This is a genomic window from Streptomyces sp. HUAS ZL42 (assembly GCF_040782645.1).
Classification (GTDB): Bacteria; Actinomycetota; Actinomycetes; order Streptomycetales; family Streptomycetaceae; genus Streptomyces.
This window is the reverse complement of the sequence record NZ_CP160403.1, coordinates 6,499,628-6,524,302: the sequence shown is the minus strand read 5'-3', so window position 1 is coordinate 6,524,302 and position 24,675 is coordinate 6,499,628. Positions and strand designations below refer to the sequence as shown.

Genomic DNA, 24,675 nt, shown 5'->3' with positions numbered 1-24,675 from the left:
GGCCCGTCACAACCGACGTACACCACCCCGAGACCCCCTCATCGCCACTGAGGGTGAGCTCCACCTGAGCCGGGCGCACTCGGAGCGTGCGTGTCGCCTCAGTACCAGACGGAGAACGTGGCGTCGGCTCTGCAGGTGGCGGTGGAGATCGGGTCGATGCGCAGTGCGTAGTTGTAGTGCCGGATGTAGCGGTCCGGGTGGCTGTGGGAGCGGAACGACGACCAGGACGGGTCGGCGAGCCCGGCGGTCCTGTGGAAGGTGGCGTCCTGGGCGAACCTCGTGGTGCCGTCGTTGGTGTCCAGCCGCAGCTGGTAGAAGGAGTGCCGCAGATAGCGGGTCGGCTGGTTGAGGGACTGGAAGGAGACGCCGGAGGGGTCGGCCAGCCCCGGCACCAGTTTCCATTGCGAGTCGGTGTAGGGGTCGAACGGGTACGGGTCGATGCGGCCGAGGGAATCGACCTGCCGCCAGTATCTGTCCGGGAAGTTGTAGGACTTCAGCCGGTTCCAGGCAGGTCTTCCCCACTTGGCGACCATGTTGTCGTACACCGTCTGGGGGATCGGCTTGATGTCGGCGTGCTTGGAGTTCAGCGGCTGGGTGTAGACGCGCCGGTCGGTGGCGGTCCAGGTGCCGGTGGAGAGGTCGTTGGTCTGCCAGGTGTAGAAGAGCGCGTTGGCGTCGCCCCACAGGTACCAGGTGCCGGAGGCCTCGGCGAGGATCGGGCCCTCGATGCCTCCCTGCGGCGCCAGGCCCGAGGTGAACTGGGTGAAGCTGCCGGGGGCGAGGGAGGTGGACCTCGCCCCCACCAGGCTGTTGCGGCCCTTGTAGTACAGGTAGTTGACGCCGTTCACGTCCTTGGCCAGGGTGCCGTCGATGATGTCGTAGCCCGGGTCGAAGAAGACCTGCGGTGCCGTCACCGTCTGGAAGTCCGTTGTGTAGTTCACCATGATCACGTTGTGTCCGCTGCTGTTGACGGCCGAGTAGATGAGGGCGTACTGGCCGCGGGAGGGGTCCCAGAAGGCTTCGGGCGCCCAGGTGTGGGTGGCCATGTCGTGCAGTTTCAGCAGGCGGTAGTTGTCGAAGGAGCGCAGGTCGGCGGAGTCCCAGACGTGGATGTACGGGGTCTTCTTGGTCCAGTCGGTGCCCTTCAGATTGGTCGCCATGACGACGAAGGTGCCGTCCTGCTTGGGCAGGATGAAGGGGTCGCGCAGACCGCCGTCGCCCGCGGTCGGGGTCACGACGGGGTTGTTCTGGTTCAGCGGCATCCATTGCAGCGCGTCGGTGCTGACCGCGAGGTGCAGGCCGTAGTCCGTGCCGAGGTTTCTCGGTGACTGGGTGAAGTAGGCCATGACGAACGGGTAGGCCGTCGCGGCGCTCGCGGACCGGCTGCCGAGGGTCAGCACGCCGGTGGTGGACAGCGGCACGGCCGCGGCCATGCCGAGGAAGAGCCGGCGCGACGGGAGGGGGGTTGCACTCATCTGGTGCCTCCGGGGCGTAGGAAAGGTGCGGGCGGATCCAGAACCTGTGGGCGACCCCGGCCTGGAGCCGCCCACAGGTTCGATCCCTCGTCAGCTCCAGGGAGCCGCGGTGAGCCAACTGGTGCCTGGGCCCACGCTCTTGTGTTGTCCCAGGCCTTGGTGCCGCCATGAGGGCCGTGCGGACGTGGGGGATTGGGGTGACGCATCCGCGCCGGCGCCGACCTGGAGGCGCCGGCACCCCTGTCGGTGCGGGTCAGTTCGTCACACGGAAGGTGGCGTCACTGCGGGCTGTCGCGGTGGTGATCGGGTCGAGGCGCAGCTGGTAGGCGTAGTGGCGGATGTAGCGGTCGGGGAAGTTGTACGACTGGAACGACGACCAGGTGGCGTCGGCGAGGCCGTCGGCCTTCCGGAAGGTGGCGTCCGCGGCGAACTGGCTGCTGGCGTCGTTGAGGGCGAGCTGGAAGTCGTACCTGGCGTGGCGCAGGAAGTAGCCGGGGTAGTTCACCGACTCGAAGGAGACGGTGCCGGTGCCCGCCAGGCCGGGCCTGATCCGGAACTGGGAGTCCTCGACGGGGCTGACGTTCGGGTCGATGCGCACGTCGAAGTCGATCTGGCGCACGTACCGGTCCTGGAAGTTGTACGACTGCAGCCGCTGCGCCGGGGTGTTGGGCCAGCGGGCGAGCACGCGGCTCTCCTCGGCGGCCGTGAGGGTCATGATCGCGCCGTGGCGCTTGGGGGTGCCGCCCATGTCGTAGCTGGTCGCATCCTGCGGCCGGTAGGTGCTGACGTCGAACGGGTTGGTCGTCAGGATCGGCCTGTACTCGCGTACGCCTTGGGGGTTGTTGTAGTCGATGTAGAGGGCCCACTCGTCGCGGTCCCTGAACTTCATCCAGACCGGGCCTTCGACCACGTTGCCGGTGAGGCCGATGCTGGAGAGGTTGCCGAGGTTGGTCCACGTCCCGAGGATCGAGTTGCTGCCCTCGACGTTGTTCTGGCCGTCGCCGGAGACCCGCAGGTAGCGGTAGGGGCCGGTGCCTGCGGGCACCTCGGTCATCTGGGTGTCGACGACCGGGGTGCTGCCGGGCGGGTCGATCCAGATCTGCGGGGTGGTGATGGTGCGGAAGTCCTTGGTGCGGGCGGCGTAGATGCGGTACTTGAAGATGCCGTTCACCGAGGCGTTCGTCGCCCAGTACAGGACGTAGTCGTTGGTCTCGGGGTTGAAGATCGCCTCCGGCGCCCACGCGTTCTTTCCGCCGGGGATCAGTCCGGCGGCGCCGAGCAGCCACGGCTTCGACCAGGTCACCAGGTCGGTCGACTCCCACACCACGAAGTTGGGGCTGCCGTTGGTGTACGTCGAGCCGCAGCGGACGCACAGGTCGGTCGCGATGATCCAGTACTTGCTGTCGTCGGGAGAGCGCACCAGTGCGGGGTCGCGCACCCCCTTCGTGCCGATTGTGGAGTTCAGGACCGGCGCTCCGCCGTTGAGGTCACTCCAGTGCAGGCCGTCCGTGCTGTGCGCGAGGTACAGCATCTGACCGGTCGCGGAGTCGCCGGTGAAGTGCACCATCAGGTAGCCGGGGTCGGCGGCGGCCGCCCGCTGGGGTGTGGTGAGGGCTTGGCCCGTGAAGAGGAGGCAGACGGCGAGCAACATCACCGTCAGCCGGGCGCGGAGCACAGACATCGGATCTCCTGTCGGGTGCGGCTGCCACCGCCGGGCGAAGGGGGAGCGGGGTGGCGGGGGGAACTTGGTCTCGGAGTGGGCGGGACAGGACCCGGACACCGCGCGGGCCGGAAGGGGGGATCCGAACGACGGTGTTTCACCACTTCGCTCAGAGCGCCGTGGTGACGGCGGGTCAGGGCGCGCGAGCACGTACGTCCGCCCAGGTGGGGCGGTTGCGGCACGGGCCGGGTGTCTGTGCTTCTCAGCACCCGTGAAGGCGTTTCAGGTGGGCGGCGCTTCGGCCGGAAGCCTTCATGACCAACTCACTGTCCAATCAGGCACGTTGAACGCTATATCGAACACTGTTCGCGAAATCGGGCAGAGGCTAAATCCGGAAAAGAGAGCGCGTCAATACATCCGACACATCCGATTAATCGAACGTACCAATGAACGATCCGGCACTCACCCGGCCCCCTGGCCGTGGCGCGCGCCGGGAGACGCGACGCGGCACGTCCGATCACGACCGACGGGCCCCGTCGCCGCACAGGACCGACCGCGACTACCGGCGAACGACATCCCCCGAGCCCCCACGAGCCGGACGCGAACAAGGGCGCGACAGCGCGGAGACGGCGAGCATGTCGTACGTCGCGGCCACGGCCCGGTGGCGCTTGAGCCGGTTGATCCCGCATTGACCGCATGCCGCTGTTTGTAGTCGGCCTCGTCGAACGTCGGTTGCCGACCGCCTCGGGAGCCGCGCCAGGTCTCCAGCTTCCGAGCCCCGGTCCCGCGGATGGCGGCTGGGGTCTGGTAGCCGGTCAGCAGGATCAGCGGGCCGTTGTTCCTGAGGTCCAGAGCCCGGCCCAGGGAGGGGAAGATGCTGGTGAGGTGATTGTGGAGCCGGTTGATCAAGCGGCGGGTCGTCGGCGAGGTCGCGGCGATGACCGGTGCGGACCTTGATCTCGGGGCCCGGTTCATCACCGGGCCGCAAGGGTTGCAAGTCCCGGCAGATGCGGGCCTGGTCGGCGATGACTGCGGCGTCCTTGGCGTCGGTGTTGTCTTCACCTCGGTAGCCCTTGGAGGCGCGACTGCGGACTCGGCCGGGGATGCAGAGCGTGTGCTATCCGTGGTCGAGCAGCATATCGATCAGCAGAGCGCGCCGCCGTCGGCCAGGTGGATGCCCTGAAAGGGGACCTCCAGAAGGAGCCGCGCGGCGGGATCTTCGTCGAGCCGGCCGACTACGGCCTCGGACGCTTCCGCGGCGGACTGGCCGGCATTGGTTTCGTTCTACCCATTGACGGCGTCCCTGAGCCGCCTTTACGTTTCGTCCGCAGTTCCGCACATTGTTCGCAGTTTCGAACGCGGTTCGGCGTGGTCCATCTCGGCGGCGAATACCCCCGTACCGTCAACGCCTCCACCGGCAAGGTCATGGACGTCGCCAACCGCGGCACGCGACCGGCACCGGCGTACGCCGGTGGAGCCGTCTCAGCACCAACTGTCGGCCGTGAGCAGCTCGTCCCCACGACCGTCTGATCCCGAAGGGCCGCAACACAAACATGAGACACCTCGCCAGACGGGTTCTGGTGGCCGCGGCGGCCGCGCTCGCCGTGCTCACCTCCGTGACCACCCCCGCCCAGGCCGCCGCGCCCGCGTCCCCCGCCGTCACCTTCACCAACCCGATAGCCGAGCAGCGGGCCGACCCGCACATCTTCAAGCACACCGACGGCTTCTACTACTTCACCGCCACGGTCCCCGCCTACGACAAGATCGTGATGCGCCGGGCCACCACCCTCCAGGGCCTTGCCACGGCCCCGGAGACCACGATCTGGACCAAGCACGCCACCGGTGAGATGGGCGCCCACATCTGGGCCCCGGAGATCCACTTCATCGACGGCAAGTGGTACATCTACTTCACGGCCGGCTGGTCCAACGACATCTGGCGGATCCGCCCCTACGTCCTGGAGACCAGCGCCGCCAACCCGATCACCGGCCCCTGGACCGAGAAGGGCAGGATCAGCCTGCCCCTGGACACCTTCTCGCTGGACGCCACGACCTTCACCCACAACGGCACCCGCTACCTCAGCTGGGCGCAGAACGACCCGGCGGTCGGCAACGGCACCAACCTGTACCTGGCGAAGATGTCCAACCCCTGGACCATCAGCGGCAGCCCGGTGATGATCTCCAAGCCCGAGTACGCCTGGGAGAAGGTCAACGCCACTGTCAACGAGGGCCCGGCCGTCCTCGAGAAGAACGGCAAGGTCTTCATGACCTACTCGGCCAGCGCCACCAACGCCAACTACTGCCTCGGCCTGCTCACCGCCGACGCCACCGCCGACCTGATGAACCCGGCCTCCTGGAGCAAGACGCCCACACCGGTCTTCAAGAGCAACGACAAGACCAGCCAGTACGGCCCCGGCCACAACTCCTTCACGGTCTCCGAGGACGGCAAGTCGGACATCCTCGTCTACCACGACCGCAACTACAAGGACATCGTCGGCGACGCGCTCAAGGACCCCAACCGCCGCACCCGCTACCAGAAGATCTACTGGAACGCCGACGGCACCCCCAACTTCGGCATCCCCGTCGCCGACGGGGTCACACCCGTCCGCTTCTCCTCGTACAACTACCCGGACAGGTTCATCCGGCACTGGGAGTTCCGGGCCAGGACCGAGGCCAACGTCACCAACCTCGCCGACTCGCAGTTCCGCGTCGTCCCCGGCCTGGCCGGCAACGACACCGTCTCCCTCGAATCGGCCAACTTCCCCGGCTACTACCTGCGCCACAAGAACAACGAGGTGTGGGTGGAGAAGGACGACGGCACCACCCTGTTCGACAACGACGCCTCGTTCCACGAGCGGGCCGGTCTCGCCGACCCCGCGGCCGTGTCGTACGAGTCGTACAACTTCCCCGGCCGGTACATCCGGCACTACAACAACCTGCTCTACACCCAGCCGGTGACCACCACGCTCGGCCGGCAGGACGCCACCTTCTACAAGGAGTAGGACCGGCCGGACGCGACCCTGAAGGCCGCAGCAGCGGACAAAAGCGGGACTGGACGCCCCCCGGGCCCTCCAGTCCCGCTTCTCCCGTTGTCCCCCGTGTCCCCCGTCGTGACCCCGTGTCCCCCGTGGTCCCGTCGGTTCCCCCGGTTGTCGCGTCGGAGCCGGTCGACAGCGGCGGTGGCCAGTGTCTTGGGCATGATCGAATCGAAGCCTGAGGGAGGGAGGTTGCTGGCCACGATCACCGAGCGGCCCTCGTAGGCTGTGACTTCGATCGATAGGTGGCTCCGTGCCCTCGGGCGTCGATGAGGTCGGCGGGCGTCGAGGACCTGTAATCGGCCACGGTGAGGATCGATAGACGGCCCCGGCGAGTCCTGTCCTTCGAGTGCGGATTGTTCGGAGGCTGCCCCAGCACCACCTGGCCGGATGGGCGTTGGGGCAGCAGCGGCAGATGCTGGATCCATGAGCGGCCCGGGCCGGGGTGGAGTGTGGAGGTTCACACCCCGGCCCGGGTCTCATCGGATGTGCTTCGCCGGCTTGGTGGCGGCGTTGAGGAGGTACTCCAGGGGGCCGCGGCGGAAGAAGCGGGACCAGATCGCGGCGAACAGGATGGCTCCGAGGACGTACAGGATCAGGGGCAGCCAGGACTGCTGGGTGCCGGTTCCGGCGGGTGTGGACAGTGCGGTCTGTGCGAGGAAGTGGCCGACGTAGGCGGTCAGGGACATGGTGCCGACGGCGATGACCGGCTTGGCCAGGCGGCGCAGTCGCGGCAGGCGGTCCAGCAGCACCGTCGCGCCCACGACCACCAGGATGGCGACGCCGACGCTGCCGATGATGTCGAACGTGGTGCCGCTGTGCGGCCCGGCCTTCAGGAGAAACGACGCGGACATGTCGGGGAACGACCCTGCATCAGCGGGCATCGATCCGCTGCCGGTGGGCATCGACCCGGAGCCGCCGGACGACGGCCCGTCTTCCGCGAGGCTCCGCAACGCGCCCTTGCCGGCGAGCAGCAGGGACATGCCGTAGGCGGCCGCGGTGAGAGTGGCGCCGAGCGCGGCCAGGCGCTTCTGGATGGTGCCGCAGGAGAGGTCGAGGCGGCCCAGCGCCATGCCCGCGATCACGAACGACATCCAGGTGAGCGCCGGGTAGAAGCCGGTGAGCAGCAGATCGAGAACGCCGACCTCGCTGAGGTGGCGGAGCGGGTCGTAGGTGTTGATGCTCTGCTGGACCGACGGGGTCAGCAGCGAGGTGAGGACGAACGCCAGCTGCGGTGTGACGAGGGCGAACGCGGCCGCGATGATCGCGAGGGTCCTGGCGCTCAGTCGCACCAGGGGCAGGGCGAGGAGGAAGTAGACCCCGTAGAAGCCGAGGATGATCACTCCCCCGTACTCCATCGCCATCACGGTGCCCAGCGCCAGCAGGATCACGGCGCGGATCGCGATGCGGGCCCTCGCCTGCCGGCCCGCCAGGCCGGTCTTGGGCTCGCGGCGGCCGGCGAGCAGCATCAGTGAGAACCCGGCGAGGGTGGCGAACAGAACCGACGAGTGACCGTCCGACATGTACCGGATCCAGCTGGCGACGCCGTGTGTGGCGGACAGCGGGGGGCCGATGTGCACGACGTACATACCGAACACCGCCAAGGCGCGGGCCAGGTCCACTCCGACGAGGCGTCCCATCGAGGGACCGGGCGAGGCCGGCCCGGCTGATTCGGGGGAGGTTCGGGGCGGTGGAGGCGAGTTCTCCTGCGGAGCTGACGCCTCCTGCGGAGCCGGTGTCTCCTGCGGCGGCTGTGTCTGTGTCATACGGAGAACCTCGCGTGGACGTCCGGGGGCGGACCATCCGGCAGTCTTCGGGCTCTCCCCCGCCGATCGGCGGGTACCGCCCTGCCGACCGGCGGAGTCTCGTCCTGACCGGTCGGTCCGGTGCGACCGGACGGGCGGTGTAGTTCAGCCACTTGGCGGGGGTGGACCCGACGGTTGCCGGATGGGCGCGTTGCGGCCGGGCTTGAAGGCTGAAGGCATGACAGACCGCGCGGACACAAGGAGCGCGAGGACTGCCCCGGCACTTCGGCCCGCGTACCGGGTTGTGACGCCGCGACACTGCAGATGAAAGGGACTTCGTGAAAACCGCATCCGCTCCGACGACGGATGAGACGTCCCTGTCCGCCCGGGAGACGGTCAAGGCACTGGGCGCGTATGTGCGGCCGCACCGGTGGGCGGTCGCCCTCGGTCTGCTGTGCGCCCTGGTCGGGGCCGCCGGGGGGCTGCTGCAGCCGCTGGCCACGAAGGTGCTGGTGGACCGGCTCGCCTCCGGTGAGACCATCGCCGGGATCCTGATCGCGCTCACCGTGCTGGTGGTGCTGGGCACGGCGGTCGAAGCGTTCGGCGCGTATGTGCTGGAGCGTACGGCGGAGTCGGTGGTCCTGGCCGCACGGCGCACCCTGGTCGGAAGGTTGATGCGACTGCGGCTTTCGGAGTGGGAGCGGATCCCGCCGGGTGATCTGATGTCCCGGGTCACCTCGGACACCACACTGCTGCGGGCGGTCAGCACCCAGGCGGTCGTCTCCGCGGCCACCGGCGCGGTGGCCTTCGTGGCGGCGGTCGTGATGATGGCGTACCTGGATGTCGTGCTGCTGGGTGTGACGCTCGGCGTGGTCGTGTTGGTCGGTGGGGTCGTGGCCATGGTGATGCCCAGGATCGCGCGGGCCACCGAGCGGTCGCAGGAGGCGGTCGGGGAGATCTCCGTCGGATTGGAGCGGTCTCTCGGGGCGTTTCGCACGGTGAAGGCGTCCGGGGCCGAGGAGCGGGAGACCGCCCGGGTGGAGGCGGCGGCGCGGCGGGCGTGGCGGCACGGTGTGAAGAGCGCGAAGTGGGAGGCCGTGGCCGGCTCGGCCGACGAACTCGCCGTACAGCTGGCCTTTCTCGCGGTGCTCGCCGTCGGCGGGGCGCGGGTGGCGTCCGGGGCGATCCCCGTGTCCACCCTCATCGCCTTCCTGCTGTACCTCTTCTATCTGATCGAGCCGGTGTCCAAGCTGGTCGACGCCGTGACCTCCTATCAGGAGGGGGCGGCCGCGATCTCCCGCATCGCGGCCGTGGAACGCCTCTCGACGGAATCGCCCGCTCGGCGGACGGGCTCCCTGCCCCGGCAGGGGACAGCCGCGCCGGGTCCAGCGTCGGTCCGCTTCGAGGACGTGTCCTTCCGCTACCGTCCGGGCCTGCCGTACATCCATCAGCACGTGAGTTTCGAGGTACCCGGTGCCGGCATGACGGCCTTCGTCGGTCCTTCCGGCGCGGGCAAGTCGACGGTCTTCGCGCTCATCGAGCGGTTCTACGAAGTCACCGGCGGCCGGGTCCTGGTGGACGGCGAGGACGTACGGGACTGGTCCCTGGGCGAGCTGCGGTCCGCCATCGGGTACGTGGAGCAGGACGCCTCGGTACTGGCCGGCACGCTTCGGGAGAACCTGGTCTTCGCGGCGCCCGGCGCGACGGACGACGCCCTCCGCGACGTCCTGGCCCGCACGAAACTCGACACCCTCGTCGAGCGTCTGCCCCACGGCCTGGACACCCCGGTCGGCCACCGCGGCTCGAAGCTGTCGGGCGGTGAGCGGCAGCGCGTCGCCATCGCACGCGCCGTCCTGCGCAAGCCCCGGTTGCTGCTGTTGGACGAGGCGACCTCGCAACTCGACGCCGTCAACGAGCTCGCGCTGCGGGGCGTCATCGCGGACGTGGCCCGGGAGACCACCGTGCTGGTGGTGGCCCACCGCCTGTCGACGGTGACTGGCGCCGACCGGATCGTCGTCATGGACGCCGGCCGGGTCCGGGCCGTGGGCACCCATGAGGAACTGGTGGACCAAGACCGGCTGTACGCGCGGCTGGCGGCCACCCAGCTCCTGGCCCCCGTGCCATGACCCACCACACGCAGGGTTGTCCGGTCGTCCACTGCCCCAGTCCCGGCCGGACAACCCCACGCACCGGCACCCACGGAAACCAAGACCGCGAAAGGCCCCCTATGCGCACCGAGTCCGCCATCCGTTGCAGACGTGGGCTATGGGACTGGCTGGCCCAGCCGACCACGCTGTTCGGCGGCGTATACGACGGCGTACGGGGTGTGGTGCGTGCCGTGCTCGCCGAATGGCCGCTGGTAGTGGCGGCGCTGCCCACCACACTGCTGCTGTACGGGGCGGGCCTTGGCTGGTGGCGCTCCACAGGCATCGAGTACGTCGCCTTCGGAATCAACACCGTCGTGCTGCTGGGCTGGGGCCTGCTCGCCTCCCGGGCCGCAGGCCGTACGTGGCGACGAGCCGTCAGGATCGGCGGTACTGACGCGCTCTTGGGAGTGGCCGTCGCCGTGGACAGCACCCTGCTGAAGTGAGGCGGCGACCTGTCACGTCAAGCTCCGCGTCGTCCGTCCGTGGGTGAGGCGGCGATCAGGGCTGTCAGCCTGGTGCCGGGATCCTCACCGGGCTTACACGGCACCGGACACGGTCAGCCACAGGGAGCTGAACGAGCGGGCAGGTCGGCGGAGCACGGTCCAGGGGCGCCGGCGCCCACTGCCGGCCGAGGCTCGCGCGTGGGTCTTGTGAGCCGCAAGCCGACAGACAGCGTTTCACTCCGCGCTGAGGGGAACCCTCAGCCGCACCCGGTAGCCGCCCTGTGCGGTCGGGCCCGCCTCCAGGGTGCCGTGCAGGATCTCGGCCCGTTCGCGCAGACCGACCAAGCCCTGCTGCGAACCGGGCAAGGAGAGGGAGGGGCGCGTGGGAGGCGTGTTGGTGACGGTCACTCCGATACCGTCCCCGTCCTTCCACAGCTCGACGCGGGCGTTGGCGCCGGGGGCGTGCTTGCGGACGTTGGTGAGCGCCTCCTGGACCGTGCGGTAGAGGGCGCGTTGGGCGGGTGTGCCCACGGTGGGCGGCAACTCACCCGTCAGCTCCGTGTGAGTGCCGCTGGATTCCACCAGTTTGCGCAGGTCGGCCAGGGTGGGCTGCGGGGTCAGCTCGGTGGCGTGGCCGCCGGAGGCACGCAGCAGGGTCACCATGGTGCGCAGCTCGTCGAGGGTCGTGACGCTCAGCGAACGGATCGTGCGGGCGGCCTCCTTGGCATCCACGTCCTTGGCGGCGACCTGCAACGCCCCGGCCCGCACGGCGATCAGGCTCACCTGGTGGGAGACCACGTCGTGCATCTCGCGGGCCAGCTGGGCGCGTTCACGGGCGAGCACGGCCTGGGCGTGCAGAGTGCGCTCGTGCTCCCTGGCCTCCTCGATCTCGGCCAACCGCCTCGCCAGGTCCCGTTGCGCCTGGAGAAGCTGGCCGAACAGGACCGGGGCGACACTGGTTGCCAAGCCGTACACGAAGAAGACCAGGGTCATGGCCCGGTCCGCCGCGGCCAGGGGCCACGGAGTACTGCTCGCGACGGCGGCCAGGACGACGCACACCGCGAGGAGACGGCGGTTGCGTGAGCGTTCGGCCAGGCTGAACAGCGCCACGAGCACAGCGACGGCGACATCCTGCATCAGCGCGACGGGCAGGGTGAGCAGGAACACCGCGAGCGGGAACCTACGCCGGAACGCCAACGCGACGCAGCCGACCGCGGCCAGCGCCACCTCGAGACGCGTGTGCTCCCACATGCTCACCACTCGTACGTCCACGGCGGCCACCGCCACCAGAACGATGTCGATGACCGGCGCGGGCACCCGCTGCCACATGGCACGTGCACGGCTCATCGGCCGGCCTCCGACCGTGGGCGCTCGTCGAGCAGCCCGGCCCGCTGTGCCAGCAGCGCGGCCTGCACCCGGCTCGTCACCCGCAGCTTCGCCAGGATCGCGCTGACGTGGTCCTTGACCGTGCCCGCCCCCAGGTGGACGCGCGCCCCGATGTCGGCGTTCGACAACCCCTCCGCCACCAGGACGAGGACGTCGCGCTCCCGCGCGGTGAGCAGCCGCACCCGCGCAGCCTCCTCGTCGACGGCCGTCTCGGTGCCGGGGTGGCTGTGCAGCAGCGTCCGCGACGCCTTGGGCGACAGCACGACACCGCCCGCGACCAGGGTCCGCACCAGGTGGGCAAGCTGCTCCGGCTCCGTGTCCTTGAGCAGGAAGCCGGCCGCGCCGGAGTTCAGCGCGGTCAGGATGTACTCGTCGGCGTCGAACGTGGTCAGCATCGCCACCACCGGCGGATCCGGCATCGTCCGCAGCTCGCGCAGGACGGTGAGCCCGTCGACGTCCGGCATCCGGATGTCCAGCAGCACCACGTCCGGCCGCTCCCGCCGGACGGCCTCCACCGCGTGGCCGCCGCTCGCGGTCGCGACGACCTCGATGTCCTCGGACGCGCCCAGAATGAGTTCGAAGCCCGAGCGGACCAGTGCCTCGTCGTCGACCACCACTACCCGGATCACCCGCTCCGCCTCACCTTCGTTCATGCCGTCTCCGGCCCATGCCGACTCGACCCTAAAGCCGCGAAGAGCTCTTGCGGCCCGGCGAGTGGCAGCTCCAGCCACACGGCGGGGTAGCACCCACCAGTCGGCAGGGACACGGCAGCCAGAAGGTGGCGGAGTCCAGGACCAGGACCTCGTCCAGCCGGTTCAGCACGATCTCACGCTCGCTCGCGGTGAGCCCCGCCTCGCGCAGCTGGTCCAGGGTCGGCTGGAGCTCGCGCGCCGCTTTCGCGAGGGCGGGCTGGTGCCGGCGGTCGGACAACCGGCCGGAGGGGATGTGGACGTGCAGCCTGATCTCGCCATCGGCCTGGACGACCTCGACCTCGGCTCCTTCCTCCGTGTACGTCTCGAACGCCTCCAGGGCGTCCAGGGGGTCCTCCACCTTGGGTGCAATGTCCGGGTCGGATACTGGCCCTGTCTTCCACTCGGCGCCTGACTCCCCCTCACGGACGTAGCCCGTGCCCTGTACCAAGAAGACCTCTTCGCGTCTGCTCGTCCCATTGCTGACGATGGTCCCCGTCGAGTGGAGGGCTTCCGGATCGCTCGTCCGCCGCACCATGGATGTGTAGGACGCGCCGCTCGTCCGCCCCGGCATCGCGAGCGACTCCCTGCCCGTCACGGCGAAGGTCCGTCCCTTCTCGGCCGCCATGGCCTGCCGGGCCCGCTCAAGGAAGTCAGCCGGCACCACGGGCCGAGCAGGATCGGGAGAGGCCGGACGGTCCGTCGATCCGGCGCTCGTGCCCGGACCCTCTGCTCCCCTGTCGCTGCCGCACCCGCTCAACGCCGCGACAACAGGCATCACGGCAGCCAGGACCGCCCGTCGCGCAGGATGCACTGCCATCATGTCCAGCTCCCCATTTCCCGATCCGTACAAAGGGGCCCGGTTATACAACAGCCCGGACGTGGGACACCAGTACACAGACATGGGCCGCGTTCTGGCAGGTGCCCGGCCTCTCCGGCAGGCCGTGCGCCCCGGAATGGGTCGACTGGTTCAACAACCAGAACCTCCACACCGCGATCGGATACATCCCGCCCCACGAGCACGAGACCAACCACAACGCTCAAACCCAGCTCCAACCGGCGGCTGACGTGGACGCATAGAGCCTCCACCGATCCAGGAGCGGTTCAATTCGCCCCGCTGCTCGACCAGCGACCAGGCAGACCTCACCGCCGCGATCACCGTGGACGCACTGCGGCCCAGAGGGACAACGCCCGCTACGTCGTCGAGCAACGCCACGCCCACTACCTGCTGTCGATGAAGAACAACCAGCCCACGCTCGCAGGCCAGTTGACGACGCTGCCCTGGGAAGCAGAGCCCCGTCCTCGACCGCTCCTGCACCCGCGGACACGGCCGAGAGGAGGTCCGCGCGGTCAAGGTCGTCTTCGTCGACGGGCTGCTGTTCACTCACGCCCGCCAGGTCGTAGGCATCCACCGCAAGCGCCGTCGCCTGGACGCGGGAAGGGGCAGACCGAAATGGTCTACGTCTTCACCGACCTGGCCGCCCACCAGGCCGACGCCGCCGAGATCGCGGCCTGGGCACGCGGACGCTGGATCATCGAGAACACCGTCCATTGGACCAAGGACGTCACGTTCGCCGAGGACGCCAGCCAGGTCCGCCGCCACCGCACTCCCGCTGTCATGACCGCCCTGCGCGACCTGGCCCGCGCCACTTTCCAGCGGGCCGGCCGGGTCAACACCGCCAGCGCCCACCGTCGACCCGAGGGAGTCCTGGCCCTCCACGGCATCCCATGATCAAACCGGGCGAAGAGGACCGTCCCCGAGCCCTGCACTGATCAACCGGTGGATGCACGCCAACCGAGTCGCCTGCGAGACGGTTTCAATGATGCGTGAAACTGTTCCGCCACCAGCCGTCGCCACCCCGTCTCAGAACGCGATTTCCGGAGCGGGCGCGAAAAACGGCTCGGACACCAAAGCCGCGATGGAGAAGGGTTCGAACTCCGGGTCGGCCACCACCCGGTAAATGAACTCAGGTGTGGACATGTCCAACTGACGCCACTCCCGGTACCCCCGCCCCCGTGTCACGATAGGCCACTCATCCGCCGGCTTCCTGTTGGCCAGCCAGTAATACTCACACTCGGTCTGGCCGAAGCCCCATGGGATCAGCCCCACTTGGCCGGGCCGATACATCCTGTATGGCGCGTACAGCGGGTCGTCACCCTCGGCAGGAGCGTCAGCACTGAAACTCTGCCAGGTAGTGGCGAGGTCGAAGGCCCCCCCGGGAGCGACGGAAAGGATCTGCAGGAAGTCGGAGAACAGCCCCTTGCCGAAGACCGCGGCAAGGCGCTTGTAGTCCTCGGGCAGCGACAGACCGAGACGTTCCTCGGTCGCACTCCAGGACATCTCCGCCTGAAGCGGCTCCCAATGAGTGACTTCCACCAGTCGATCGATCCACATCTGAACCTCGCTGAATGTCATTTACTGGAAACGGCCGGAAGGGGCGGAGTCAGGAATGACGCTCCGCCCCTTCCACTCACGCCACTAAGGCGTGTTCGGTATTGGGACGGATCCGATCGTCAGCATCGTCCTCGGCGAGCAAGGCGGCCAGGCCCGCTGCACCCTCGCCATCCGCGGGCAGCTCGTCCAAAGCGCCACCGCCACCGGGATTGTTCGGCCGAGCCACCTGCTCGGGCACCCTGCCCCGGCCAGACACGACCGAGGGCTGATATCGCTCTCGGAAAACGGGTGGCTCGGCCGACCGTTGCCCGTTGGGACCACTGATCGCTCCCCTTGCACCTCGCTCAACGCTGGTCCGACCAAAGGAACACAGGCCTTACCGGTTGTACGTGACTCGCCCCTGGCAGCGTGACTGCACCCCCAGCAGCAACCGGATAGGGCGACTGTGCGCACGTACGTGATCACTTCACGGTCGGACGGGCAGGCGCATCCCGACCGGGGGCCACGGGGGTGGTCATCTCACACCAGGAGCCGAAGCGGGTGTCGTACTCGACGTGGCACATCGGACCGGTGACGTGGCCAGTGCTGCTCGCTGACCCTTGGCGCGCCGCCGGGACACAGCGCGTCGCGATCAACCTCGGCACGGATGGCGCCCTCGGCCCACTCGACGGGGAACGGATCCGTATTCCCACGGTGCCCACGCAGATCTTCGACTCGGTCAAGGCGCAAGGACTCCTTCACCGCCGGACTGCTGCACCACCTCGGCGCTCGCGGGCTCCTCGGCAGACGGCTCGTTGACCTCGGGCTCGACGCCGTCACGGAATCCTGCCAGTTCGCACCCGCGTCGCAGCCCTGACCTGTTCGGTCACCAACGCACGACCAGTTCGCCGTCCAGGACGAGGTCCTCGCTCAGGTCTGCGACTGCCAGGCAATGTCGGGAAAGGCAGGGGTGGACCCGTGCCCTGACGGGACTGCAACATCGCCAGGTCGCGCCCGGCGTTCGTTGCCCGTGGCAGACCAGCCGAGAGATCGTCGCCGAGGCGCGGCACCACGGGCTCGCGCCGACTGGTGATCGTAGGAACGGTCTCCCTGCGACAGGATGCCTCCAGTCCTCGTGCCGGGCTCCCCCGCCCTGGCGGACACCCCACGGCTTCTTTCTTGGTCACGGAGGGGCCTTTGGGCTCTGCGCGAGGTGGCGTGGACATGCCCTGGCAGTTGTGTAGGTCCGTCCGGCGCCTTCGGCGAGGAACGTACGGAGCGGTCCGCCGAGTACCGGGTCGCTGTCCTCACAGACTGGTATCCCGCAAGATCGGCTCCCCGCGGCCTCAATACGGCCTCAACAACTCGCGCTGTGGCCGGACGACCGCCTCGCCCATGCTGAGGGACCTGCCTCAACTACTACAGAGTCGCGTCAGAGGATTGAGGGTGGCCCCGGGGGGAGAGTCATACGCAAGGCTGTGTTCGAAGCGCGCAGCGGATTTTGTCCGTTGGACCAAAGGAGCCGTTTCGAGGCTCCACAAGGAACGTTTGCGCAGGTCACAGCCCTGCAATGGTGGGGCGGGTGGGACTCGAACCCACGGCCGACGGATTATGAGTCCTTTGAGGATCTTGGCGCCCCTTGTCGATCAATGCTCGTCTTGGTCATTTTCCCAAGTCAGACGAGGTCTGGCGTCTCAGCCCATCTCGGCCCTTGCCAGTCTTTTCCGATCCTTGTGTCCAACCTGCGTCCAGAACATGGCTGCGACGTCGGCGATACGCCCCACCGAATTGTCCACGCCGCCCGAATGCGTCCCGGATGGACGATTCAGCTTCCGTAGCACCCGTCCCCCGGGCTGGGAGGTGAGCCCGAGGAATAGGGTGCAAACTCACTCCCCTCGCAGCGCGCGGAATCACCGCTCCAGGATCCGGGCCACATCCACCTCAATCAGTGATCGCAGAGATGATGGCGGTCGGGACTGTAAGACGTTCGTGCTCGTTTGACAGTCCCTGGCGGTCGGGCATGTTCTGCGTGAAGCCCGCGTCGTTGGCGATGGCGGGTACATCGGTGCGGCCAACCTGTCTCGGTGCGGGCCCCGCCCCGCCAGGTCTCCACGAACGGGGGTCATCAGGAGGGCGGCGTACAGGACACAGGCAGAGGGCCGTGAGGTGCCGGTCCACCGATGTGTCTGCCGCGGTCGCCTCATACTCGCCCTGCGCCGAGCACCGCGTCCTGGCTGACCAGCCGTGCAGAGCGGGGGCGGCTTGCCGCCGATCCACTCGACATCCCCGTCGGCGTCAACCATCACGTCGCCGAGGCACTGCCCCGCGCCGAAGGCAGCTCAGCGCGCGTAGCCGGGTGAGCTGAAGATTCTGGTACGCCCACTCAATCTGTCGTTCGAAGCGATGGGGGCACGGTTCTTCTCCTCGCGCCCGGCCTGTGCTCCGGCCGACGGCCTGTCGTGGTCGGCCTGCCGGGAAGCGCCGGCGGAGACGGACACGACGATCCCGACCGTCTTTCCTCCATCGGCTGCTCGCTCGACGAACAGGACCCCGTCCAGTTCCTGGACCAACGCCTGCACAATCCACAGGCCACGGCCATGCGGCGATTCGACGTCACTCTGCACGGGTGCCGGGCTCTCCGGGTGACTGTCGTGTACTCCCAGGCGCATGCGGAAGTCGTCGAGCATCTCCATCGTCACGACCGCTTCCGCGGTGGCCGCGGAAGCGTGTAGCACGGCGTTGGTCAGCAGCTCCGAGATGATCAGCCGCACCGTCTGGACGACATGGTCGTCCAGTGTTCCCCATGCGCGGAGCGTGTCGCAGACCGCTCCGCGCACAAGGGGAACTGCGTGGGCATCGGCGGGGACCTTGATGGACCGGGTGCGGCCGCACTGAGCGTTCATGGGCGAGAACTCCTCTGCTCGTCCGGGGCACGAAGGCTCTCGGATCCGGCAACGCTAGGAGTTCCGTCGACATCGGTGACAACGCTTGCCGCGGCGCAGACAAGTATCGGCCGCTCCTGCGCAGGCGGCTTCCGCGCACTGCACCCGCTTCGGCTCGACCGGTCGAACTCAGTGGAACAGGACGGTCAGGAGATCGTCGCCGAGGCGGCGTACCCGTTCGAGGTGGAGCTGGTAGTAGGCGCGACGGCCGTCGCGCTCGACCGTGACGAGGCCGGCCTCGCGCAGCCGGGCGAGGTGGCGGGAGACCTGCGGAAGGGACATACCGCCGCGGTCGGCCAGTTCGGACGGGGTGAGCGGTTCTCTTGCGATGGCGCGGACGATGCGCTGCCGACCTGCGTCACACAGCACTTCGAGGCGGCGGTTGACGACGGTGTGGGCCGGCTGGTCGTCCCCCTCCGCGAGCAGAGGGTACTGGACGACCGCAGCGAAGCCAGGCTCGTGCTTCACCAGCAGGTGCGGTCGCCCGAAGAGCGACGGCACGATGAGCACCGGGGTGGTGGCGACGTTCACGATCCCGTGGTGGAACTTGTCGAAGACGACACGGGGCGGCTCGTCCCGGTAGGACGCCGAGGAGTCCAGCCCGGCGAGGGTCTGGCCCGGACCCTCACGCTGGATCCTCTTGCACAGTCCCGGCAGCTGTTCGCTGATCGCCCGCTCGGCTCGGGCCAGGTCCGCCTCCAGGGCCCGGGCGGCGCAGATCAGCAGATCGAGCAGGTCCGTACGAAGAGTGCCGGGGTCGTCCAGAAGTCTGTCGGCGAGCTCGGCTCGTGCGGTCGAGCGGCGCTCCGCCGACGCCAGGAGTCCGGCGCGCTGCCCGGCGTCCCCGAGAATCCGGTTCAGCGGGGGCCCGGAGTTGCCGCCTCTGATCGCGTACCCGGTCAGCTCCGCGAAGAGCGGGAGGGGCAGCCGCTCGATGTCCGCGATCTCCTCGGCGAGCGTGCGGTCTCCCACCGGACTCAGCGGAAGCAGGTAGCGGGCCCGGTACGCGGCCCACAGGGGTGCCCATTCCCGGATGTGGCGCCGCGTCTCGGGGCTGAGGGTGGATCCGGTTGCCGTGGTGCGGGCCGAGGTGTCGCCACGGTCCGGCTCGGCTTCCAGACCGCGTGCCCAGCGAAGCGCCCAGTGGTGGTGCTCGGTCTCGGTGTAGGCGTGGAGCGCGGCTGTCAGCTCCGCAAGGGGAGACGCGCCCGCCAGGACGTGGGCCGGGCCGGCACCGGCAAGTGAGAGGACGACGCTCACGCTCACCTCCGGTCGTCGGCATATCGGTTACCGCACCCCCGATAAGCATTGTAGGGACCACTTCCGGTGCGGCCTACGGTTCCGGCAACCCAGACAGGACCAGCCCGGAGTTGCCATGACCCTTCGTGTCCCCGCCGACCTGTGTGCCGCCGTGCGTGAGCGCCGGGCCGCACTCGACCAGCTCAGTCTCGATCTGCACGGGACGCCGGAGACCCGGTTCGAGGAGCACTACGCCGTCGAGCAGCTCGCCGCGCGACTGGCGGTGGCGGGTTTCGAGGTGGACAAGGACGTGGCGGGTCTGCCGACGGCGTTCACCGCGGCTCACCGGGGCTCGGCGGACGGCCCGACGATCGCGGTGCTGCTGGAGTACGACGCGTTGCCGGGCATAGGTCACGGCTGCGGACACAACCTCATCGCGGCCGGCGGGCTGACCGCCGCCGTCGCCGCGGCCTCCGCGCGTCCCGGCCATCGAGGCACGCTCAAGGTGATCGGCACACCGGGAGAGGAGGGCGGCGGCGGCAAGATCCTGATGCTGCAACGCGGTGTGTTCCACGGAGTCGACGCCGCGGTGATGTTCCATCCCGCGGACCGCAGCCTGCGCGCCCGGCACGCTCTCGCCGCAAGCCATCTGCGGGTCGTCTTCCAGGGAGTCGCCGCGCACGCGGCCAAGGCGCCCTGGGACGGCCGTTCGGCAGCCGCAGGGGCCCAGCTCTTCCTCACGGCGGTCGACTCGCTGCGGCAGTTCATCCCCCCGACCGCCCGGGTGCACGGCATCGTCGTGCGGGGCGGCGGCGCCCCCAACGTCATACCCGACCACGCGGAGGTGGACATCTTCGTCCGCGAGGCGACATCCGCGGCCCTGGACGCCCTGCTGCCCCGCGTGCTCGCCGCCGCCGACGGAGCGGCACTGGCCACCGGCACGACGGTCGACTGCTCCGAGACCGCGCCCCGGTACACAGAACGCAACAACAACATGGTGATGGCCGACCGGCTCGCCGCCTACACAGCCGACCTCGGGCTGGAACTGGAGCCGCCGTCGCCGCAGAATCCGGCCGGTTCCTCCGATATCGGCAATGTGTCGGTCGCAGTACCGGTTATTCACCCGTACGTTCAGATATGCCCACGCGATACTCCCGGCCACTCCGTCCGGATGCGCGAAGCCGCTCGCAGCCCTCACGCACATGATGCCGTCGAGATCATCACGACCGCCCTGGCCGCGCTGGTTCTGGACCTCCTCGAGGAACCGGAGTTGCTTGACGAGGTCCGGGCCGAGTTCCGGGCCTCCCTGTCCGTCCCCGCCCATGGTCAGGAATCGCCATGAACCCCTCATCCCCCGTGTCCCTCGCATCGAACGCCCTGGTCAACACCTTCTTCAACTGGGACCTGATCGCCCAGACCTTCCCCCGGCTGATCACCGAGGGCCTCCTCAACACCCTGACCATCGCCGCCGGAGCCATCGTCGTGGGCGTCGCCATCGCACTGCTCGCCGCCATGCTGCTGCTGTCGAAGCGATGGTGGGTGCGCCTGCCCGCACGGATCTACGTCGATGTCTTCCGCGGCCTGCCCGTGATCATCACGGTGATGCTGGTGGGGGTGGGCCTGCCCGCCGCGGGCATCCGTCCCTTCGGCACCGACCCGTTCGGGTACGCGATTCTGGCGATCGGGATCATCTCCGGTGCCTACACCGCTGAGATCTTCCGTTCCGGTATCCAGAGCGTCGATCCCGGTCAGCTGCAGGCGGCCCGCAGCCTCGGCATGAGCTATCTCCGGGCCATGCGCCTGGTCGTGGTGCCCCAGGGCATCCGGCGCGTGCTGCCCGCCCTGGCCGGCCAGTTCGTCAAGGACATCAAGGAAAGCTCGCTGGTCTACCTCCTCGGCCTGGCCGTGGGACAGCGCGAGCTGTACTTCATCGCCCAGGAGGAGGTCGCGCGGACGTACAACTCCTCACCCCTGATCGCGGCCGGCATCTGCTACCTCGCCCTCACCATCCCCCTGACCTACTTCGTCAACCACCTCGACAGGCGGCTGCGCGAAGGGCCCCACCCCGAGAGCACTCCGGCTCCAGCCGAACCCGACCTACCCGACACCCCGGTTCCAGCAGCAGGAGGAGAGAGCCGATGAGCCCCACCACCACCGGAGAGGCACCGATGTCCAGCGCAGCCAAGGCGCTCCCCGCCTCCGCGGCCGTGCGCATCACCTCTCTGAGCAAGAGCTACGGCTCCACGACCGTCCTGCGTGACATCAGCCTGGACATCCAGCGGGGAGAAACGCTCTGTCTCATCGGACCATCCGGCTCCGGCAAGTCCACGCTGCTGAAGTGTCTCAACCTGCTGGAGCGGCCCGACACGGGTGACATCTGGCTCGGCGAGACCTGCCTGACCGCCCCCGGCACCGACGTGGACGCCGCGCGCGCCCGCATCGGCATGGTCTTCCAGCACTTCAACCTCTTCCCGCACATGAGCGTTGAGCGCAACGTCACAGTTGCCCTGACCTCGGTCAAGGGCCTCACCCGCGAACAGGCCCGGTCGGTTGCGCGACGCCGTCTGGACGAGGTGGGCCTCGCGATGTTCGCCGACCAGCGGCCCAGCCGGTTGTCGGGCGGGCAGCAGCAGCGCGTGGCCATCGCCCGTGCGCTCGCCATGGAACCCCAGGTCATGCTGTTCGACGAGGCGACCTCGGCGCTCGACCCCGAACTCGTCAAGGACGTGCTCGCCGTGATGCGCGACCTCGCTCAGGGCGGCATGACCATGGCCGTCGTCACCCACGAAATGGGCTTCGCCCGGGAGGCCGCCGACCGCGTCGCCTTCATGTGCGACAGCCGCCTCGCCGAGATCGACACCCCTGACCGGATCTTCGAAGGCGCCCAGCACCCCCGGTTGCGCCAGTTCCTCAACCAGGTCCTGTGAACGCCCCCTCTCAGCAGAAAGCCCAGCCCATGCGCTCCTGTTCCCGCAGATCCCTGCTCGCCGGCACCGCAGCCACCGCCCTGCTGCTCACCCTCACCGCCTGCGGCGGCGGCAGCGAGGCGGCGAACTCCCCGGCCGTCACGTACAAGCTTGTCCAGCCAGGCGTGATCACAGCCGCCACCCAGGCCGAACAGCCACCCTTCGCCGTCACCGACGCCTCCGGCAAGCCGAGTGGCTTCGCCGTCGACCTGATGAACGAGGCCGCCAAGCGTCTCGGCGTCAAGGTCCAGTACAAGACCACGAATTTGCAGGGCATCCTCGCAGGCCTGTCTGCCGGGCAGTACGACATCGGCGTCGCGGGCGTCGGCGCCACCCCCGAACGCAAGAAGCAGGTCGCCTTCACCACCCCCTACTACTGGGGCTTCACCGATGTCGTCACCCTCAAGAGCGGCAAGCAGACCAAGCTCTCCGACTTCGACGGCAAGCGGGTCGGTACCGTCAGCGGATCCGTGCAAGAAACGTTCGTCAAGCGCCAGATGCCCAGTGCCGACCTGGTCAAGTTCAAGGACCAGACGGCACTGATCACACAACTTCTCTCCGGAGGTGTGGAAGGAGTGGTCCTGGGCGGCGCCGATGCCGACGAATACGTCAAGCAGCAACCAGTGCGCATCGCTGTGGAATTCGACAGCCTGCAGGGCAGCGCCTTTCCCCTGCGCAAGGACGGCGACCCGAAGCTGCTGAAGGACATCGACGCCAAGATCGACGCGATGATCGAGGACGGCACCTACGTCAATCTCTACAAGAAGTACTTCCACGACCCCATCGCCAAGGACATGCTCAGGGAACGCCCGAAGCTGGTCTGGCAGATCAACAAGCACCCCGAACTGGCCCCGACCGAAAGCTGACGTCGCAGGCAACCCCCGCCTCCCGGCCCCCGCCGGGCGGACGCCGATCGCCGGGCCACGGGAAACGCCCCGTGGCCCGGCGCGCATACACCGGCGCCGTGCCGGTGGCCGTACGGCCACCTTGGGTTCACCCCCGGCCCCGGCAGCCTCAACGGCATGAAGAGGACCGCTCAACCGTCGCCCGGGTTCCTCTCCCTCCACGCCAGGGGCTTCCGAACGCTTCTCAGGTCTCCAGGGCAAGGATCGGCGCGTTGGCCTCCTCGGTGCCGCGGTGGATCAGGGTGCTGGAGACAGTGACGGTACGCGGCGGCCGCTCGGGCTCGGCGATGCGGTCGATGGCCAGCCGTGCCGCCTGGCGGCCGACCTCCTGGGGATCCCGGACGACGGCGGACACGCCGAGGCCTGCGGTGAGGTCGTTCTCGTCGAGTCCGATGACGGCGAAGGAACGGTGGCCGGAGAGGCGCTCGATGATGGGCAGGCGTGCTCGCACTCCCCGGCGCGAACCAACGGGCGCGGTCGCATCAAGTGGACGGTGAACGTGGACTTCCCGACTCACCAGCATGCCGCCAGGCACGCCAGGTCGGCCAGGCCCAGTAGCAACCGCCTTGGCCCAAGCGATCCCGCGAGCCATGAGGCGTCGTGCGGCGGTGCGTACGGTCGAACCCGTTACCGGAAGGACTGCTCTGCGCCCCGGAGACATCGATCACCGAGGCCAGAAGCCAGCAGACGTGATCCTGCTTCCGGAGATCAGGCTCGTGCGTCTCGCTGCTGGACCTCCTTGAGGACTCCGGCCACCGTCACGAAGTCATTGTCCACATGAAGGACGGTGTGCCCATGGTGCACAGCTGTCGCACACACCAACAGGTCGATCGCTCCCGCCGCCCTGTGCTGGCCCCTCTGGGTCAGTTTGTACTGGGCGGCGTCGACCCACCGCCAGGCGTTCTTCGGAACCGGAGAGAGCAGACAGAGCGCGTCCAACTCCTCGGCCAGCTCATCTCGGTGAGACGGGCTGGTCGCCGAGTAGAGGAATTCGGCTCGTGTCGGCTCACAGAGGTGGAACACCCCGGCGGCGATGTGTCCCTCCCAGGGGCGCAGTGCACCTGGAGTACGGAACAGATGCCACAGAGCCGAGGTATCCACCAGATACGTGATCACTCGAAGGCCTCGCGCCGCGCACGCTTCTCAGCTTCATGCGCCGCTGCGGCCTGCTCAAACTCGCCGCGCTCACCTCGCGCGGCCAGCTTCTCCGCGGCCTCCAGCCTCCTGATCCGCGCCACGTAGTCCCGAAGAGCCGCGTTGACGGTCTCTTTCTTCGTCGTGGCACCCATGAGCCGCATGGCCTCGGCCAGCGCCTCGTCGTCGAGATCGATCTGCGTGACGGACACCGGACACCTCCAACATCCACGATGTATGCACCCAGGATACATCACCAACATCGAGCGCGGCCATCGACCACTAGCAGACAACACAGGGGAGGCGCAGCGGGTGTCACGCATTCACATGAACCCGCTTCTCACTGCGGGACGAGCCAGCGGAGACTTGTCCGACGCCGACACGAAATACCCGATGAGCGCCATATGCGACTTAACCGGAATCGTCGTCCAGACGTCGTCCAGACGATCATGAAATCGTGATCACCACGGGGTCGCCGGGACCCTCACACTCTCGCCCCGACCAGGAAAGTGCCTGGTCAGATGGTTTCTCCTCGCGT

Annotated in this window: 22 protein-coding genes and 2 pseudogenes; 10 read left to right on the top strand and 14 right to left on the bottom strand. The window is 68.4% G+C overall.

The features are described 5' to 3' along the window. Positions 1-98 precede the first annotated feature (98 nt). The 3 genes from ABZO29_RS29810 to ABZO29_RS29800 all read right to left on the bottom strand — a co-directional run bounded on the left by ABZO29_RS29810 (position 99) and on the right by ABZO29_RS29800 (position 4,240). Complete coding sequence (locus tag ABZO29_RS29810; protein WP_367323249.1) at positions 99-1,475, bottom strand: AbfB domain-containing protein; 1,377 nt, start codon at positions 1,473-1,475, stop codon at positions 99-101. A 253-nt stretch (positions 1,476-1,728) separates the two neighbouring features. Continuing rightward, positions 1,729-3,156 carry a glycoside hydrolase family 43 protein gene (locus ABZO29_RS29805; protein ID WP_367323248.1) on the bottom strand — a complete coding sequence of 476 codons (1,428 nt, stop codon included), beginning with the start codon at positions 3,154-3,156 and terminating at the stop codon, positions 1,729-1,731. 538 nt (positions 3,157-3,694) lie between these two features. After that, on the bottom strand, positions 3,695-4,240 hold the full coding sequence (locus ABZO29_RS29800) for a transposase (RefSeq protein ID WP_367326288.1): 546 nt from the start codon (positions 4,238-4,240) through the stop codon (positions 3,695-3,697). A 65-nt stretch (positions 4,241-4,305) separates the two neighbouring features. Between ABZO29_RS29800 and ABZO29_RS29795 the strand changes: the two genes are divergently transcribed. Continuing rightward, positions 4,306-4,665 carry a hypothetical protein gene (locus ABZO29_RS29795; protein ID WP_367323247.1) on the top strand — a complete coding sequence of 120 codons (360 nt, stop codon included), beginning with the start codon at positions 4,306-4,308 and terminating at the stop codon, positions 4,663-4,665. Between the two features lie 23 nt (positions 4,666-4,688). After that, on the top strand, positions 4,689-6,134 hold the full coding sequence (locus ABZO29_RS29790) for a family 43 glycosylhydrolase (RefSeq protein ID WP_367323246.1): 1,446 nt from the start codon (positions 4,689-4,691) through the stop codon (positions 6,132-6,134). A gap of 158 nt (positions 6,135-6,292) precedes the next feature. Here ABZO29_RS29790 and ABZO29_RS29785 read toward each other — a convergent pair. Together ABZO29_RS29785 and ABZO29_RS29780 are read right to left on the bottom strand one after the other, a co-directional pair. Further along, a pseudogene (locus ABZO29_RS29785) lies at positions 6,293-6,394 on the bottom strand (ATP-binding protein); the annotation flags it as partial. Positions 6,395-6,646: 252 nt separating this feature from the next. After that, positions 6,647-7,807 carry a DUF418 domain-containing protein gene (locus tag ABZO29_RS29780; protein ID WP_367323245.1) on the bottom strand — a complete coding sequence of 387 codons (1,161 nt, stop codon included), beginning with the start codon at positions 7,805-7,807 and terminating at the stop codon, positions 6,647-6,649. A 443-nt stretch (positions 7,808-8,250) separates the two neighbouring features. Here ABZO29_RS29780 and ABZO29_RS29775 point away from each other — a divergent pair, with 443 nt between their 5' ends. Beyond that, positions 8,251-10,038, top strand: coding sequence for an ABC transporter ATP-binding protein (locus ABZO29_RS29775; RefSeq protein ID WP_367323244.1), 1,788 nt, complete (start codon positions 8,251-8,253; stop codon positions 10,036-10,038). 101 nt (positions 10,039-10,139) lie between these two features. Beyond that, entirely contained in the window at positions 10,140-10,502 is a 363-nt protein-coding gene (locus tag ABZO29_RS29770) for a hypothetical protein (RefSeq protein ID WP_367323243.1), read from the top strand. A gap of 234 nt (positions 10,503-10,736) precedes the next feature. Here the strand turns inward: ABZO29_RS29770 and ABZO29_RS29765 are convergent, their stop codons facing one another. From ABZO29_RS29765 to ABZO29_RS29755, 3 genes are read right to left on the bottom strand one after another with little or no spacing between them, the layout of a single operon-like run. Continuing rightward, on the bottom strand, positions 10,737-11,849 hold the full coding sequence (locus ABZO29_RS29765; RefSeq protein ID WP_367323242.1) for a sensor histidine kinase: 1,113 nt from the start codon (positions 11,847-11,849) through the stop codon (positions 10,737-10,739). Next, positions 11,846-12,541: a response regulator gene (locus ABZO29_RS29760; protein ID WP_367323241.1), complete on the bottom strand. Its 696-nt coding sequence runs from the start codon at positions 12,539-12,541 to the stop codon at positions 11,846-11,848. The genes ABZO29_RS29765 and ABZO29_RS29760 overlap by 4 nt, the downstream gene beginning before the upstream one ends. Positions 12,542-12,569: 28 nt before the next feature. Continuing rightward, positions 12,570-13,244: a hypothetical protein gene (locus tag ABZO29_RS29755; protein ID WP_367323240.1), complete on the bottom strand. Its 675-nt coding sequence runs from the start codon at positions 13,242-13,244 to the stop codon at positions 12,570-12,572. Between the two features lie 141 nt (positions 13,245-13,385). Here ABZO29_RS29755 and ABZO29_RS29750 point away from each other — a divergent pair, with 141 nt between their 5' ends. Then, positions 13,386-14,309 carry a transposase gene (locus ABZO29_RS29750; RefSeq protein ID WP_367323239.1) on the top strand — a complete coding sequence of 308 codons (924 nt, stop codon included), beginning with the start codon at positions 13,386-13,388 and terminating at the stop codon, positions 14,307-14,309. 132 nt (positions 14,310-14,441) lie between these two features. Here the strand turns inward: ABZO29_RS29750 and ABZO29_RS29745 are convergent, their stop codons facing one another. After that, positions 14,442-14,993: a hypothetical protein gene (locus ABZO29_RS29745; RefSeq protein ID WP_367323238.1), complete on the bottom strand. Its 552-nt coding sequence runs from the start codon at positions 14,991-14,993 to the stop codon at positions 14,442-14,444. Positions 14,994-15,566: 573 nt separating this feature from the next. Here ABZO29_RS29745 and ABZO29_RS29740 point away from each other — a divergent pair. Continuing rightward, positions 15,567-15,938 (top strand): annotated as a pseudogene (locus tag ABZO29_RS29740) (PfkB family carbohydrate kinase); the annotation flags it as partial. 1,352 nt (positions 15,939-17,290) lie between these two features. On the opposite strand, the gene ABZO29_RS29735 reads toward ABZO29_RS29740, so the two are convergent. Together ABZO29_RS29735 and ABZO29_RS29730 are read right to left on the bottom strand one after the other, a co-directional pair. After that, the gene (locus ABZO29_RS29735) at positions 17,291-17,854 is read right to left on the bottom strand and encodes an ATP-binding protein (protein WP_367323237.1); all 564 of its coding nucleotides are present in this window, start codon (positions 17,852-17,854) and stop codon (positions 17,291-17,293) included. A 168-nt stretch (positions 17,855-18,022) separates the two neighbouring features. Further along, the gene (locus ABZO29_RS29730; RefSeq protein ID WP_367323236.1) at positions 18,023-19,153 is read right to left on the bottom strand and encodes a DUF5937 family protein; all 1,131 of its coding nucleotides are present in this window, start codon (positions 19,151-19,153) and stop codon (positions 18,023-18,025) included. Between the two features lie 115 nt (positions 19,154-19,268). Between ABZO29_RS29730 and ABZO29_RS29725 the strand changes: the two genes are divergently transcribed. The 4 genes from ABZO29_RS29725 to ABZO29_RS29710 are packed head-to-tail and all read left to right on the top strand — an operon-like array spanning position 19,269 to position 22,964. After that, positions 19,269-20,474: an amidohydrolase gene (locus ABZO29_RS29725; protein WP_367323235.1), complete on the top strand. Its 1,206-nt coding sequence runs from the start codon at positions 19,269-19,271 to the stop codon at positions 20,472-20,474. Beyond that, positions 20,471-21,274: an amino acid ABC transporter permease gene (locus ABZO29_RS29720; RefSeq protein ID WP_367323234.1), complete on the top strand. Its 804-nt coding sequence runs from the start codon at positions 20,471-20,473 to the stop codon at positions 21,272-21,274. The genes ABZO29_RS29725 and ABZO29_RS29720 overlap by 4 nt, the downstream gene beginning before the upstream one ends. Further along, entirely contained in the window at positions 21,271-22,059 is a 789-nt protein-coding gene (locus ABZO29_RS29715; RefSeq protein ID WP_367323233.1) for an amino acid ABC transporter ATP-binding protein, read from the top strand. The genes ABZO29_RS29720 and ABZO29_RS29715 overlap by 4 nt, the downstream gene beginning before the upstream one ends. A gap of 29 nt (positions 22,060-22,088) precedes the next feature. Further along, a complete protein-coding gene (locus ABZO29_RS29710) occupies positions 22,089-22,964 on the top strand; it encodes a substrate-binding periplasmic protein (protein WP_367323232.1) in 876 nt (291 codons plus the stop codon). Between the two features lie 223 nt (positions 22,965-23,187). On the opposite strand, the gene ABZO29_RS29705 is transcribed toward ABZO29_RS29710, so the two are convergent. From ABZO29_RS29705 to ABZO29_RS29695, 3 genes are all read right to left on the bottom strand, one after another. After that, positions 23,188-23,454: a substrate-binding domain-containing protein gene (locus ABZO29_RS29705; RefSeq protein ID WP_367323231.1), complete on the bottom strand. Its 267-nt coding sequence runs from the start codon at positions 23,452-23,454 to the stop codon at positions 23,188-23,190. A 257-nt stretch (positions 23,455-23,711) separates the two neighbouring features. Then, a complete protein-coding gene (locus tag ABZO29_RS29700) occupies positions 23,712-24,119 on the bottom strand; it encodes a PIN domain nuclease (protein WP_367323230.1) in 408 nt (135 codons plus the stop codon). After that, the gene (locus tag ABZO29_RS29695) at positions 24,116-24,349 is read right to left on the bottom strand and encodes a type II toxin-antitoxin system VapB family antitoxin (RefSeq protein ID WP_033530157.1); all 234 of its coding nucleotides are present in this window, start codon (positions 24,347-24,349) and stop codon (positions 24,116-24,118) included. Before ABZO29_RS29695 ends, ABZO29_RS29700 begins: the two co-directional genes overlap by 4 nt. Positions 24,350-24,675: the final 326 nt, after the last annotated feature.